Origin of the sequence: Paracoccus aurantiacus (assembly GCF_007993065.1) — a bacterium.
Lineage (GTDB): Bacteria > Pseudomonadota > Alphaproteobacteria > Rhodobacterales > Rhodobacteraceae > Paracoccus > Paracoccus aurantiacus.
The window spans coordinates 504,308-517,235 of record NZ_VOPL01000001.1; the positions used below are offsets into that span (position 1 = coordinate 504,308).

Annotated in this window: 14 protein-coding genes, 1 tRNA gene and 1 other RNA gene; 3 read left to right on the forward strand and 13 right to left on the reverse strand. The window is 61.4% G+C overall.

Going from position 1 to position 12,928, the window contains the following annotated elements; translation table 11 throughout:
• Window positions 1-36 precede the first annotated feature (36 nt).
• From FQV27_RS02450 to FQV27_RS02460, 3 genes are all read right to left on the reverse strand, one after another.
• Window positions 37-738: a phage holin family protein gene (locus FQV27_RS02450; RefSeq protein WP_147096224.1), complete on the reverse strand. Its 702-nt coding sequence runs from the start codon at window positions 736-738 to the stop codon at window positions 37-39.
• Between the two features lie 3 nt (window positions 739-741).
• Window positions 742-1,116: an ElaB/YgaM/YqjD family protein gene (locus FQV27_RS02455; protein WP_147096225.1), complete on the reverse strand. Its 375-nt coding sequence runs from the start codon at window positions 1,114-1,116 to the stop codon at window positions 742-744.
• A 136-nt stretch (window positions 1,117-1,252) separates the two neighbouring features.
• Window positions 1,253-1,329, reverse strand: a tRNA-His gene (locus FQV27_RS02460).
• 105 nt (window positions 1,330-1,434) lie between these two features.
• On the opposite strand from FQV27_RS02460, the gene FQV27_RS02465 reads away from it, so the two are divergent.
• Window positions 1,435-1,653, forward strand: a complete 219-nt coding sequence (locus FQV27_RS02465) for a DUF6324 family protein (RefSeq protein WP_147096226.1) — start codon at window positions 1,435-1,437, stop codon at window positions 1,651-1,653.
• On the opposite strand, the gene FQV27_RS02470 is transcribed toward FQV27_RS02465, so the two are convergent.
• The gene (locus tag FQV27_RS02470) at window positions 1,650-2,111 is read right to left on the reverse strand and encodes an MmcB family DNA repair protein (protein ID WP_147096227.1); all 462 of its coding nucleotides are present in this window, start codon (window positions 2,109-2,111) and stop codon (window positions 1,650-1,652) included. The genes FQV27_RS02465 and FQV27_RS02470 overlap by 4 nt on opposite strands.
• Window positions 2,112-2,207: 96 nt before the next feature.
• Here FQV27_RS02470 and ssrS point away from each other — a divergent pair.
• A non-coding RNA gene (ssrS, locus tag FQV27_RS02475) (6S RNA) lies at window positions 2,208-2,365 on the forward strand.
• Between the two features lie 122 nt (window positions 2,366-2,487).
• On the opposite strand, the gene FQV27_RS02480 is transcribed toward ssrS, so the two are convergent.
• From FQV27_RS02480 to cysS, 9 genes are all read right to left on the reverse strand, one after another.
• A complete protein-coding gene (locus tag FQV27_RS02480; RefSeq protein WP_147096228.1) occupies window positions 2,488-3,414 on the reverse strand; it encodes a DUF481 domain-containing protein in 927 nt (308 codons plus the stop codon).
• 432 nt (window positions 3,415-3,846) lie between these two features.
• Window positions 3,847-4,155 (reverse strand): hypothetical protein, encoded by a 309-nt coding sequence (locus tag FQV27_RS02485; RefSeq protein ID WP_147096229.1) that lies wholly within the window; start codon window positions 4,153-4,155, stop codon window positions 3,847-3,849.
• A gap of 90 nt (window positions 4,156-4,245) precedes the next feature.
• Window positions 4,246-4,719, reverse strand: a complete 474-nt coding sequence (nusB, locus tag FQV27_RS02490) for a transcription antitermination factor NusB (protein WP_246132971.1) — start codon at window positions 4,717-4,719, stop codon at window positions 4,246-4,248.
• Window positions 4,719-5,270: a 6,7-dimethyl-8-ribityllumazine synthase gene (locus tag FQV27_RS02495; RefSeq protein ID WP_147096231.1), complete on the reverse strand. Its 552-nt coding sequence runs from the start codon at window positions 5,268-5,270 to the stop codon at window positions 4,719-4,721. The genes nusB and FQV27_RS02495 overlap by 1 nt, the downstream gene beginning before the upstream one ends.
• A 3-nt stretch (window positions 5,271-5,273) precedes the next feature.
• Window positions 5,274-6,386, reverse strand: a complete 1,113-nt coding sequence (gene ribB, locus FQV27_RS02500) for a 3,4-dihydroxy-2-butanone-4-phosphate synthase (protein WP_147096232.1) — start codon at window positions 6,384-6,386, stop codon at window positions 5,274-5,276.
• Window positions 6,387-6,733: 347 nt separating this feature from the next.
• Window positions 6,734-7,783 carry a chemotaxis-specific protein-glutamate methyltransferase CheB gene (gene cheB / locus FQV27_RS02505; protein ID WP_147096233.1) on the reverse strand — a complete coding sequence of 350 codons (1,050 nt, stop codon included), beginning with the start codon at window positions 7,781-7,783 and terminating at the stop codon, window positions 6,734-6,736.
• Between the two features lie 105 nt (window positions 7,784-7,888).
• The gene (locus FQV27_RS02510) at window positions 7,889-8,635 is read right to left on the reverse strand and encodes a squalene/phytoene synthase family protein (RefSeq protein ID WP_147096234.1); all 747 of its coding nucleotides are present in this window, start codon (window positions 8,633-8,635) and stop codon (window positions 7,889-7,891) included.
• Entirely contained in the window at window positions 8,632-10,245 is a 1,614-nt protein-coding gene (gene cimA / locus FQV27_RS02515) for a citramalate synthase (RefSeq protein ID WP_147096235.1), read from the reverse strand. The genes FQV27_RS02510 and cimA overlap by 4 nt, the downstream gene beginning before the upstream one ends.
• Window positions 10,242-11,726, reverse strand: a complete 1,485-nt coding sequence (gene cysS, locus FQV27_RS02520; RefSeq protein ID WP_147096236.1) for a cysteine--tRNA ligase — start codon at window positions 11,724-11,726, stop codon at window positions 10,242-10,244. The genes cimA and cysS overlap by 4 nt, the downstream gene beginning before the upstream one ends.
• Before the next feature lie 233 nt (window positions 11,727-11,959).
• Here cysS and glpX point away from each other — a divergent pair, with 233 nt between their 5' ends.
• Window positions 11,960-12,925 carry a class II fructose-bisphosphatase gene (glpX, locus tag FQV27_RS02525; RefSeq protein ID WP_147096237.1) on the forward strand — a complete coding sequence of 322 codons (966 nt, stop codon included), beginning with the start codon at window positions 11,960-11,962 and terminating at the stop codon, window positions 12,923-12,925.
• Window positions 12,926-12,928: the final 3 nt, after the last annotated feature.

Below are 12,928 nucleotides of genomic sequence, written 5' to 3' on the forward strand. Positions count from 1 at the left end.
GGATCGGCGGGCCTTCACGTTTCCGTCTGAACGAGGTCAGGCGTAGAAGTCTTCGTCGTATAGATCGTCATCGTCGTAGTAGAAGTCTTCCTCGTGACGACGAGATTTCAGGGCCGACGCAATCGCTACCCCGACCGCAAATGCACCGGCCACACCGATACCGGGTGCAGCGCGGGAATTCAGCGCGCGGTCGATGCTTTCCTTGGCATCGTCCAGCGTGTGCTCGTCCAGTCCGACCTTGTGGGCGGCGTCCGACGCGACGTCGCTGGCCTTTGACGCAAGATCGCTAGCCTTATCGGCGAAGCTGTGCACGCCGTCCGCCGCTTTCGACTTTGCGCTGCGGGCGGTCCCTGTGATCGCGCCAAACAGTCCGGCGACACGGGCCTGCGCGCTGTCCAATGCCTCTTCAGCCTTGAACTTCGCCTTTTCGAGGGCCGCGTCTGTCGCATCGCTCAGCCGGGTTTCGACCTCGCTTTTCAATTCGGACCCGGTCGGCATCGGATGTCTTTCGGCACCGGATGCCAACCAAAGGATAAGCCCGATCAGCGCGAGACCGCCCCCGATGATCAGCGACGCAATTGCCGGACCCAGTTCCAGGTTCCATGCCAGCCAGCTCCACAGGGCGGCCAGAAGGAAGCCGGCACCGATCAGGACGACAACGCCCGCGCCAACCTTAAGACCGGTCCGCCGCGCCTTGTCACCGAGCGCCAGTTGAAGCTTGTTGACATAGTCGAACATGGCTTAACGACGGGCCAGGATCAGACCCACCAGAAAGCCGACGCCAGCCGCAATGCCGAGCGCCTGCGCCGGGTTGCGCCGTACCATATCGGACATTTCGTCATAGTATTCTTCCGCATATTCGCGGACTTCACCGGCACGACGCTCGCCCGCGCGGTACAGACGACGGGCTTCGTCACGTGCAGCTTCGGCATATTCATGGCCGAGTTCACGGGCGTTGCCCGCAGCTTCGTTGACCTTGTCGCGGGCGGTGTTCGCCAGATCCTGCGCCTTGTCCGCAATCTGTTCGCCTTTGGCGCGCGCGGTATCGGCGGCTTCACGGGCGCCCGACTGAAGGTCGGATTTCAGTTCGTCTGCGGTATAATCATTCTTGGCCATAGTGGCTCTCCTTAATGCATCGGTCGATGTCAGCATCAGAACGCACGGCCTCCCCCCAACGTTCCGAGCCGCAGCATGATAAATGCTAAAAACCGCCACGAGAGCAGCACTGGGCGCACAATATGTTAAGGAAGGGTGGTACCGCCTCCCCGGCTTGAACGGGGGACCTCTGGATCCACAATCCAGCGCTCTAACCAACTGAGCTAAGGCGGCACGGTCTGCGTCGTTTAGCGCCAGCCGGTCGAGGATGCAAGAGGATCAAGCCCGCTCTTGCCGCAAATTTGCAGCCGCGATAGGACAGGAAAAAAGGGAAAAGCCATGGGCATCAACAGCGAAAGCGATATTACCGCCAATCTTCAGATCGGGCCGACCGATCAGGGCATGGTGCGGATCTATCTCGAAGGTGAGGGGATCGACCTGCCGCTTGATTTCGACCCCGAGGAAGCTGCCGAAATCGCCGAGGAATTGCTCGCAGCCGCTGAGGTCGCCCGCGATATGGGCAAGAGCGGTGGCAAGAAGGGCAAGCCCCGACGCTAAGGCAGCGACGCCTCGCCCGCTTGCGGATCACGCAGCGCCTGCAGCCGGATTGACGCCACACGCGCAATATCACGGATCAACCTCGCCCGGCGCGCGCCTGCCATTTTTGTCAGCGGCGACTCACGCACGATTTCTGCGCCATAGGCATCGGCGCGGATCAGGCCGGTATCCGGCGGAAGCAGGGTGTCGGGGAAGTCCAGATCGACCGCCCAGAAGAAACGATCGCTCCATTCCAGATAGTTCTGCCATTTGCGGTCCTGCACAAAATCCGCACGGCAGCTTTTGCATTCAACGATCCAGATCTCGCCGCCCGGCGAGATGGATATGACATCGACACGCAGCCCACGCGCGGGCACGAATTCACACAGCACCGCATGATCGAAGCTGCGCAGCATGCGGGCAACGCCACGCGCAAGGCGAAAGCCGGGCTGGTCGGGCAGGAAGGGATCGACGGTCATGGCGACAATATGAACAAACCAGAAACATTTGACAATCCCACGACTGTCTCCCCCCCTTGAAAGGCCCGCGACGCGCGACTATCTCTGATGCCCGGCGGGTTTCTGCTCTTCGCGTGTGGGCCATTTTTTCCACTGGCCTATAATTTCTCGATGGGAGCTGGCTCTGTCATGGCCCTGGTCATGTTACCCGGCGCCCACCTGGTACTCCAGGCTTTCGGGAAAACCTGTGCGCCCACGGTCGCTGCGGTTCCCGCCACAAGCCGTCCCATATTGGGGCGGCTTTTTTCATGGCCCCACGACCAGAATAAAAATCATGATCTGAACGAAAAAAGGGCGACCCGGAGGTCGCCCTTTCTCGAGAGAGGGTTCAGAGGGATCAGAACCCGTAAACCAGCGAAACGCCCAGGGTGTTGTCGGTGCGGATTTCGCGGTTTTCCTGATACTCGGTCGCATAGGAAACGCGGGTCGCCAGCTGGTCCGACATCTTGAAGTTGACGCCGAGTTCGTTGGTGATCTCGTCACCGGCCTCGTCCGAGGTCAGGTAGTCGGTGTCGTTCGTGACGAAAATGTTTTCGTTGAAGCGGTGGTAGAACCGCGACGACACGATGTAACCGGTTTCGGTATCCGAACGCAGGTTGTCGGCTTCGTCATAGTCAACAGCCTGAGTGTAGCGAACGCCAACACCAGCCTGAACGCGCCAGGTCGTATCCGGGGTGTTCAGGATGCGGTAACCCGGACCGAAGCCGAGGAACGCGTCACGCTTCTTGCGGCCTTCCAGATCGGTGATCTCATCAGCGTCAAGCAGACCGTCGTTCAGGTCGTCCAGTTCCTCGCTGACCATGCCGTCCTGGTTGATACGGCCCAGAGCGAAGGCATAGAAGCGGTCGTTGAAGTAATACTGCGCGTCATAGATCGCGTAGACTTCTTCCTGATCCTTGTCGCCATCGGTGTCTTCACCGAATTCCATGCCGATGCCAACCGACTGTGCGAACTGGCCCTGGTTATAGGCCAGACGACCAGCAAGTGCGAAGTCCTGGCTTTCGTCGTTCCCGGACGAACCGGCATAGGTGGCCGAAACGCCGCCGAACAGGCCCTGACGACGATCTTGCGGACCGAAGCGGTCTGCGTCGTTCGAACGCGAGAAGTCGTCTTCAACGGCTTCCTGAATGTCATCAATGCGGTCATTGACCTGGCTCACACCGGTCGCATCAGCGCCGGTCGCGATTTCGGTCTGCGCGAATGCCGGGACCGAAAACGCGGTCGCGATGGCGGTGGCGCCAAACAGAAGAGCAACTGCTTTCATGGTTTCATCCTCATCCAATCATGGCGGATATTGATGCGCCTTTTCTGCGCGCCGCCATTTCTGAGGGATGAACTAGACCCCTCCCCCCCGAGGTTCCAGTGCCGCAGGCCCATCGGGTGCAGTCGCGAATTCGTGAGAATTTGAGATGGAACCTATCCAAATCGACAGGTTTGCGCGCAGCTGCGTGGTTCGAAAACGCTTTCGTTTCCGTCGATTGCGCTAACGAAATTTTCGTCAGACAACATCAGACTGTAATCACAGCGACGCGAAAATGGGTTACAGAACGGTAACAGATGGGCAGAATCTGTGATCGAGACGTTGCATGATTGCAACAAGGCGGTGCGTAATGCCGTGGCTTGGGTTTCCGCATGTTTCTGGTGATTTCGTCGTGTTTCCCGACAGATGGCCGGTCACGCAGAATCGCGCCGAAGTTCAGCGCTTTCGTGCGATCGCGGCGCAGGATGCAGGCCGGGCCGAATCGATAAGCGTTTTCGCGTTGCCCCTCGGCGGCCCGGACTGGTCTTCGGCCAGACGCATGATCGCAATCCCGAACTGGACACCCGCGAAAAGCAGCGTGTGAAAGAAAACCAGCAGAAGCGCCGCCAGCCAGCCAGCCGAAGTCGAGAACACGAGATGGCGCAGGTGGCCGATGTCGAGGGCGAGCAGCGCTGCCGTGAACAGCACGGCCAGCACAAAGCCGAAGGCGACATTGAAGATGTAGAGACGGACAAGTCTTGGCATCATCGCTCTCCACGAGGGCAACGCCAGTCTAACACCTGGATAGTGTGAGCATAGGGTTATTTCTCGCGAATGGCTTACGCCGGCCGTAATTTACCCGAGGGCGCCGGGCGCTGCCTCGCGCGCAATGTGATCGAGCACGGCGTTCACGAATTTCGTCTCTGGCCCTTCGGTAAAGAACGCGTTCGCGATGCCGACATACTGGCTGATGACGACGCGCGGCGGCGCTTTTGCGGCCACAAGCTCGGCCCCGGCCGCCCTGAAAAGCGCGCGCAGAACCGGATCAATCCGCGCAATCGGCCAGCGGGCGACAAGGGCGCGGTCCGTCATCTGGTCGATGCGCCCCTGCCAGGTTACCGCATCGTCGAGTATGCGCGAGAACAGCGCCTCGTCAGCCTCGGGCGACATCTCGCCCTCGTTCTCGACCCCGATGCGCCAGTCTTCGAATTCCTGCCTGACGCGATCGGCAGACTGGCCCGACGCCTCCATCTGGAACAGCGCCTGCACGGCATAAAGTCGCGCGGCCGTGCTGCGTTGACGGCGTTTGTCCTGTCGGTCTTGGCTCATCATGCGCCGCTTGGTCCTTCCAGTCGTCCCGCCAGTCTGATCGGATCGCGATCATCGGCCTTGGGCGACCGGTCCGCGCGGGTGGGGGCGTATTTGCGCGACAATGCCACAAGATGCAAGGCCGCAGCGGCGGCCCCGCCGCCCTTGTTCTGACCAACGGGATCTGCGCGGACCTCTGCCTGCGCCTCGTTCTCGACCGTGAGGATGCCGTTGCCGATTGCGATGCCTTCAAGCCCGAGCAGCGTAAGCCCGCGAGAGCTGTCATTGCAGACCGTATCATAATGCGTCGTCTCGCCCCGGATCACGCAGCCAAGCGCCACGAATCCGTCGAAACGACCGCTGCGCGCTGCCAGCCCGATTGCGGTTGGGATTTCAAGCGCCCCCGGAACCTCGATTATATCCAGTACGGCGCCGGCATCTTCCGCGACAGCGCGCGCACCCGCGATCAGCCCGTCGGCAATCTCCCGGTAATAGGGAGAGACCACGATCAGCAGGCGCGGCGCTACGTCGAAATGCGGCAACGGAAGCTGGTAATGGGAAATGCCGGCCATGTCTTATTCCTTCACGATGGGACGGGTTTCGGCGATGGACAGTCCGTAAGCGTCAAGCCCGACCACCTTCAGCGGCGCCGAATTGGTCAGAAGGATCAGCTCGTGCAGGCCGAGTGACGAAAGGATCTGTGCGCCGAGCCCGTATTGGCGCAGCGTATGGGGGCTTTGCTCGCCTTGCAGCGCGAGGGTCTTGTTGAGGTCGCGGATCAGAACGACCGCGCCCCGTCCCTCTCTCTCGATCATGCGCATGGCGTCAGGCAGCTCGCCGGCGCGGTCGATCCCCAACACATCATGCATCGGATCGAGCGCATGCATCCGCACCATGACCGGGCCCGCCGCGCTAAGATCGCCCTTCGACAGCACGATATGTTCTGCGCCATGCGTTTCATCCGCAAAGACGCGCATCATCCAGTCGCCACCATAGACCGATTTCACAGGCCGCTGTGCGCGTTCGGCGATCAGGTTGTCATGGCGGCGGCGATAGGCGATCAGATCGCTGATGGTGCCGATCTTCAGCCCGTGCTTCTGTGCGAAGGCGACCAGATCGGGCAGGCGCGCCATTGTGCCGTCCTCGTTCATGATCTCGCAGATTACGCCCGACGCATTCAGCCCGGCAAGGCGGGCAACATCGACTGCGGCCTCGGTATGGCCGGCGCGCACCAGCACCCCGCCTTCGCGGGCGCGCAGCGGGAAGACATGACCCGGCGTCGCGATGTCGGGCGCACCCTTGGTCGGGTCGATCGCCACAGAAATCGTGCGCGCCCGGTCATGGGCCGATATCCCCGTGGTCACCCCTTCTCGCGCTTCGATCGACATGGTGAAGGCAGTCTCGTGACGGCTGGAATTCTTGGGCGACATCAGGGTCAGGCCGAGTGCGTCGATCCGCGCGCCCGGCAACGCGAGGCAGATCAGCCCGCGGCCGTAAGTCGCCATGAAGTTGATCGCATCGGGTGTCGCCATCTGCGCCGGAATCACGAGGTCGCCTTCATTCTCGCGATCCTCGTGGTCCACCAGAATGAACATGCGGCCATTGCGGGCATCGTCGATGATTTCTTCGATGCCAGAAATCGCGTCTGACCAATCTTGCTCGACGGGTCCCGGCTTTTCATACTGCATAGGCTGCACCTTCCTGCTTTCGCCCGATTCGGGCAGCACAAGTTTATGCCGGGCGACACAAGTGGCCGCAACAGCGCGCAGCACCGATACCGCCGTGACGAGGCGTGCCAAGCATCTGCGTGCAAAGGGCAATTGCATTTCGATGCGCATGACCGCAAGGGCCACGCGGCGTTGGACCGTCGCGTTTGTGACAACGCAGGCGTGGCACCCCCGCATCCGGCGCGCGATCCAACATAGTCCACGCATCTGCAGGCGGGGCAGTTGCGGCATGCGACCTGCCCGCGCGCCGAGTGGCTATCATGGTTGTGCCGCGTCAGCGCGGCCCGAACTTATCCGATCAGGTCCTGTCAGGGCAGCGCGCGGTCGCGCCGCATGGTCAGTTCGGTCGCGGCCAGAAGTTCGGCTGCCATTGCATTCAGCGACACCAGCCGTTCGGCGCCGCCGTTTTGCCAGGCGGTGCGCGGCATGCCCCACACGACAGAGCTTTCTTCGTCCTGTGCCAGACATATCGCACCGGCGCGGCGCAAGTTCAGCATTCCCTGCGCGCCGTCCTGCCCCATGCCGGTCAGCAGAACCGCGACGATGCGGTCGGCAATGGGACGCGCCGAATCGAACAGCACATCGACCGAAGGGCGGTGCCCGTGAACCTTTTCCGATGCCGTCAGCAGGCAGCGCTGGCGCAGCCCGGTGGAAATACAAAGGTGAAAGTCCCCGCCAGGCGCGATCTGTATTGTTCCCTGCTGAAGCGGGGCGTTGTTTTCCGCCAGACGGATTTCGGGCGCGTAGCGCGCGTTCATGCGCTGCGCGAATTTTGCCAAGAAGCCCGACGGCATGTGCTGCGTTACCAGCGTCGGCGGGCAGTTTTCCGGCATTCGCGCGAAAATTGTTTCAAGCGCATCGACCCCGCCTGTCGATGCGCCGATCAGCACGATCTTCCTGCTCCACTCAAAGCGACGCATCGCCGCTGGCGCGGGAACTGCGGGGACCGGTCTGCCGCTCAGCAGCCTCGCGGTCGAGGCGGCGATGACAAGGCCCGGCAGATCGGCGAATGCACTGACGCTGTCGCCGACCCGTGGCTTGCCAAGACAGTCCACAGCACCTCGCGACAAGGCCTCAAGCGCAGCAGTGCTGCCCCTCTGCGTTTCCGACGAGATCATAATGACCGGCATCGGCTTCTTCCGCATCATTTCGACCAGAAAATCCAGTCCAGACTGGCCGGGCATTTCAACATCCAGCGTCAGCACATCCGGCGCAAGAATATCGATAGCAGCTTTTGCTTCGAAGGTGTTGGACGCTTCGCCGACCACCTCGATCCGCGAATCGCTGCGCAACCGCATCTGAATGAGCCGGCGCATGGTCGCGGAATCATCAATGATGAGAACACGGACAGGGGTCATTCAGCGGCCGTTCCCGACAGCGCGACATGAGTAGCTTGCATGTCTCCTCCTTCCCGGCGACGGATCGAAACTGCCAGAAACGGATGAATATTTGTTTAATGCAGGTCAGCCGCGCCAATGGCCCAGAACAGCCAGACGCAGATACGCCAGATTCCGGGAAAACCTGGAAACTTCTGCGGCTTCACCGGCCTTTGCTGCGTTCAATTTCGACCGCGCCCCTGCACCGGCGAACAGTGCGGGGGCTGCCCGGCGCGGGACATCTTCGGCAGCTTTTGCCGCATCCAGCGCCGCGATACCCTGCCCGGCAAGGCCTTTCAGCAGATCGGAACGGTCGCCAAACACACCAAGATTGAGCGAGCGCAGCCGCGGATAGGCCGAAAGCCACGCCGCAAGCCCGGCACCGCGCGACTGATCGCGCAGCAGTTCATCACGGTCGAAAAGCCCACATGCCGCCGCCGCCATCCGCATCAGCGTGCCGGTACAGCCATCTATATGGGCAAGAACCTCGGCTTCCGTCTCGAACGGCTCGCGCAGCGCGTCGCGACGCCGCGCCTCGATCAGATCGGCAAGAGGTGCGACGTCCGCCCCCCAGCTATTTGCCAGCGGCAACGCAACAGGGTGCTTGTCGGGAATCTGCGACCTCTGCATGCGGTCAATCTGGTCGGCCCACCATTGCAGCCGCATTTCTGAGACAAGCGGTTCTTTCGAACTCAGCGCCGCTTGGGCGATTTCCAGATTGGCAGCATAGAGCGTTGCAAGCTTGGCGCGATCGCCCGGCTGCGCGGCCATCACGCTGGCAAAGCGATCGGGGTCGGCCTTTTGCAGCAGGCCCGCGCAATGGTCGGGCGTCACGGGGTTGCACCGTCGCGGATCAGCTTCCAGATAATACCGTCCTGCAGCGCCTCGAAACTGGCATCAACAAGGTTTGGCGAGACACCCACAGTGGACCATCGCTGGCCCTGCCCGTCTTCAAAATCAATGGTCACGCGGGTCACTGCCTCGACCCCGCCGCCGGTGATGCGGACCCGGAAATCCACCAGATGCGTGTCGTCAATGCTGGCCTGATATGGCCCCAGATCCTTGCCAAGCGCGTTCCACAGCGCATTGACCGCGCCCCGATCCTCTCCATTCGCCTGGCCATGCGATTCGCTGACCGACATCACCTGTTGTCCGCGAAGCTGGACGACCACCACCGCTTCCGAAGCGGAAATCTGTTCGCCAAGCGCGTTGCGGCGGCGTTCGACGATGACGCGATAGCGTTCGACATCGAAAAAGCGGGGCAGCTGGTTCAGGTGACGCCGGGCCAACAGTTCAAAGCTGGCCTGCGCCACGTCATAGGCAAAGCCCTGATCCTCGCGCGATTTCACATCGGTCAGGATCGCGGCCAGATCGGCACCTTCGGGAATGTCCAGCCCGGCATCGCGCAGGCGCGCGCGCAGGTTCGACTGGCCGGCCTGATTGGACATGGGGATAACACGGGCGTTACCTACGGTATCGGGCGCAACATGTTCATATGTCGTTGGATTTTTGACGATGGCGCTGGCATGTAGCCCTGCCTTATGCGCGAATGCCGACGGCCCGACATAGGGCGCGTTGATCGCCGGCGCGCGGTTCAGAATCTCGTCCAACCGACGCGAGGTCTGCGTCAGCGACTTCAGCGCAGCATTGGTGATCTGCGGCACCAACGCCGCGAGTTCCGGCTTCAGCGCCAGCGTCGCGATCAGGGTCGTCAGGTTGGCATTTCCGCAGCGTTCGCCCAGACCGTTCAGCGTGCCCTGCACCTGCCGCACCCCGGCCCGGATTGCGGCAAGGCTGCCCGCGACCGCCATGCCGGTATCGTCATGGGTGTGAATGCCAAGCCGGTCGCCGGGAATGCCGGCGGCAATGACCTCTCCCACAATCGCCTCGATCTCGTGCGGCAGCGTGCCGCCATTGGTGTCGCACAGCACGATCCAGCGCGCGCCCGCATCCCGCGCCGCGATCAGGCAGGAAAGCGCATAATCGCGGTTCGCCGCCCAGCCGTCGAAGAAATGTTCGGCATCGAAAAGCGCCTCGCGCCCGAGGCTGACGATATGGGCGATCGAAGCGGAGATATTCTCTCGGTTCTCGTCCAGCGAGATGCCGAGCGCCTCGTGTACGTGGAAATCATGGGTCTTGCCGACCAGACAGACGCTGTCGGTGCCCGCATTCAGCACCGCCGCCAGCACATCATCATTGCCCGCCGAGCGCCCTGCCCGCTTGGTCATCCCGAACGCCGTCAGCTTGGCGCGCGTCTTCGGCGCATGATCGAAAAACTCGCTATCGGTCGGGTTCGCGCCGGGCCAGCCGCCTTCGATATAATCAACGCCGAGCGCGTCGAGCATGTTCGCAATCTCGGTCTTCTCGCTGGCAGAGAACTGAACGCCCTGCGTCTGCTGGCCGTCGCGAAGCGTGGTGTCGTAGAGGTAGAGGCGGTCAGTCATTGATCACTTCCAGATGACTCAATCTTCGCAAGCACCTCACGAGAGATCGCATCGTATATTTGATATTCTAGGTGGTCAGGCGCTCCGAGCTTAGAGTGTAGTCCTGTAATCAAACCGGCCCTCTTCCCCCATTCGATTAACCGCAAAACATCTGACTGCACATGCGGACCATTCTCAGCGTCCACGATCTGCACTCCTGCTTCACCTAGGCCGTCACGAATTGCATCGGCAGTGGCATAGTCTTTCAGATTCCTGGACTGAGTTCTCAACTCGATTAAGCGCAACAAGGCTGCACTGACCCGGTGACTTTTTCTGTTATCCCAATCACCGGCTGTATCACCAAGCAGTCCGATAAATTGAGCGGACGCCTTCAAACTCGCCGCATCCCCGGCCCGAGCCAGGTCATGTAAGGCCGCAATCGCACCGGCTGTGCTCAGGTCATCTGCAAGCGCTGCGATGACGGCGGGTGCCGGGCTGGCGGCGGGCTCAATACCCTCCGTCAGGCCGCGCCACTTGCGCAGAGTTGACTCTGCCTCGCGAACCTTCTCCGCCGTCCAGTCCATCGGCTTGCGATAGTGCGTCATCAACAGGACAAAGCGGATCACCTCGCCCGGAATGCCCTGATCCAGCAAATCGCGCACGGTGAAGAAATTGCCCAAAGACTTGGACATTTTCTTGCCCTCGACCTGCAGCATCTCGTTATGCAGCCAGGTCTTCGCCATGACCTCGGTGCCATGGGCGCAGCGGCTTTGGGCGATTTCGTTTTCGTGATGGGGGAATTGCAGGTCAATCCCGCCGGCATGGATGTCGAAGACATCGCCCAGCAGTTCCGCCGACATGGCCGAACACTCGATATGCCAGCCGGGACGCCCATAACCCCAAGGAGAATCCCAGCCCGGTTGATCGTCCGTTGAAGGCTTCCACAACACGAAATCCATTGGATCGCGCTTATAGGGCGCAACCTCGACCCGCGCGCCGGCAATCATGTCGTCCAGCGAGCGGCCCGACAGCTTGCCGTATTCGGGGAACTTGCGGACGTCGAACAGGACATGCCCTTCGGCCTCATAGGCAAAGCCCTTTCTGATCAGGTCTTCGATCATGGCGATCATCTGCCCGATGTAATCTGTCGCGCGCGGCTCGTGCATCGGCCGCAGCGCCCCAAGCGCGTCCATATCGTCGTGATACCAGCCGATGGTTTCCTCGGTAATCTCGCGGATCGGGCGGCCCGTTTCAGCGGCGCGGGCGTTGATCTTGTCATCCACATCGGTGAAGTTTCTGACGTAAGTCACTGCGTCTTCGCCATAAACATGCCGAAGCAGCCTGAACAGCACGTCAAACACGACGACAGGCCGCGCATTGCCCAGATGGGCGCGATCATAGACGGTCGGGCCGCAGGCATAGACGCGGACGTTCTTCGGATCGATCGGCTCGAACCGTTCCTTCGTCCGGGTGCGCGTGTTGGTCAGGCTGATTTCGACCATGAAGTCCCCCTGGCGGGACCTGCTTGCAGCATTCAGCCCCGCACGTAATGCGTCAGCGGATAATGCAGCAGATGGTGCAGCTTACGAACATGGCGCAGACTTAGACCATCGTGGCGGCGCTGCCAAGGGCCGGACATGCTTGCGCAATCACATGACGTTAGCGCCCCCAGTCTTGCCCCAGTCAGGGTGCGCGCCTATGCAAGCCGTAACATCAGTTTCAAAAGGACCTCGCCATGCCCGACAAGACGGATTTCAACGACCGCATGCTTTCACTGGGCTTGGCCCGCGTATCAGAGGCTGCGGCCCATGCGTCGGCCACGCTGATCGGCCGGGGCGACGAAAAGGCGGCCGATCAGGCTGCAGTCAACGCCATGCGCGAACAGTTGAACAAGCTGGACATTAAGGGCGTTGTGGTCATTGGCGAAGGCGAACGGGACGAGGCCCCGATGCTGTTCATCGGCGAAGAGGTCGGCAGCGGCACCGGGCCAGAGGTCGACATCGCGCTCGACCCGCTGGAAGGCACAACCTTGACGGCGAAGGACATGCCGAACGCGCTGACCGTGATCGCCATGGCCCCGCGCGGCACACTGCTGCACGCCCCTGACGTCTATATGGACAAACTGGCGATCGGGCCGGGCTATGACAAGGATGTCGTCAGTCTGGACATGACCCCGACCGAGCGGGTCGAGGCGCTTGCAAAGGCGCAGGGCGTCAAGCCTTCGGACATCACTGTCTGCATTCTGGAACGCCCTCGCCACGAAGACCTGATCGCCGAAGTCCGCGCGACGGGTGCGGCAATCCGCCTGATTACCGACGGTGACGTTGCCGGCGTGATGCATTGCGCCGAGCCGGAGCTGACCGGCATCGACATGTATATGGGTGCGGGCGGCGCGCCTGAAGGCGTTCTGGCTGCATCGGCGCTGAAATGCATGGGTGGCCAGATGTGGGGTCGCCTTTTGTTTCGCAACGATGACGAACGCGGCCGCGCGAAGAAGGCCGGCATCACCGATTTCAACCGCATCTATTCGCGCGACGATATGGTGACAGCGGACGTGATCTTCTCGGCCACGGGCGTCACCAACGGCTCCATCGTGCGCGGCGTCAAGCGCGAACCTAAGTTTCTGGAAACCGAGACGATCCTCATGCGCTCGAAAACCGGGTCGGTGCGCCGGATGATCTATCGCAACCCGATCAGGTAAGCG

What these genes read in the sequence shown, in the direction of transcription:
- FQV27_RS02450 (WP_147096224.1), bottom strand. Translation starts at nt 738, where the DNA reads ATGTTCGACTATGTCAACAAGCTTCAACTGGCGCTCGGTGACAAGGCG.
- FQV27_RS02455 (WP_147096225.1), bottom strand. Translation starts at nt 1,116, where the DNA reads ATGGCCAAGAATGATTATACCGCAGACGAACTGAAATCCGACCTTCAG.
- FQV27_RS02465 (WP_147096226.1), top strand. Translation starts at nt 1,435, where the DNA reads ATGGGCATCAACAGCGAAAGCGATATTACCGCCAATCTTCAGATCGGG.
- FQV27_RS02470 (WP_147096227.1), bottom strand. Translation starts at nt 2,111, where the DNA reads ATGACCGTCGATCCCTTCCTGCCCGACCAGCCCGGCTTTCGCCTTGCG.
- FQV27_RS02480 (WP_147096228.1), bottom strand. Translation starts at nt 3,414, where the DNA reads ATGAAAGCAGTTGCTCTTCTGTTTGGCGCCACCGCCATCGCGACCGCG.
- FQV27_RS02485 (WP_147096229.1), bottom strand. Translation starts at nt 4,155, where the DNA reads ATGCCAAGACTTGTCCGTCTCTACATCTTCAATGTCGCCTTCGGCTTT.
- nusB (WP_246132971.1), bottom strand. Translation starts at nt 4,719, where the DNA reads ATGAGCCAAGACCGACAGGACAAACGCCGTCAACGCAGCACGGCCGCG.
- FQV27_RS02495 (WP_147096231.1), bottom strand. Translation starts at nt 5,270, where the DNA reads ATGGCCGGCATTTCCCATTACCAGCTTCCGTTGCCGCATTTCGACGTA.
- ribB (WP_147096232.1), bottom strand. Translation starts at nt 6,386, where the DNA reads ATGCAGTATGAAAAGCCGGGACCCGTCGAGCAAGATTGGTCAGACGCG.
- cheB (WP_147096233.1), bottom strand. Translation starts at nt 7,783, where the DNA reads ATGACCCCTGTCCGTGTTCTCATCATTGATGATTCCGCGACCATGCGC.
- cimA (WP_147096235.1), bottom strand. Translation starts at nt 10,245, where the DNA reads ATGACTGACCGCCTCTACCTCTACGACACCACGCTTCGCGACGGCCAG.
- cysS (WP_147096236.1), bottom strand. Translation starts at nt 11,726, where the DNA reads ATGGTCGAAATCAGCCTGACCAACACGCGCACCCGGACGAAGGAACGG.
- glpX (WP_147096237.1), top strand. Translation starts at nt 11,960, where the DNA reads ATGCCCGACAAGACGGATTTCAACGACCGCATGCTTTCACTGGGCTTG.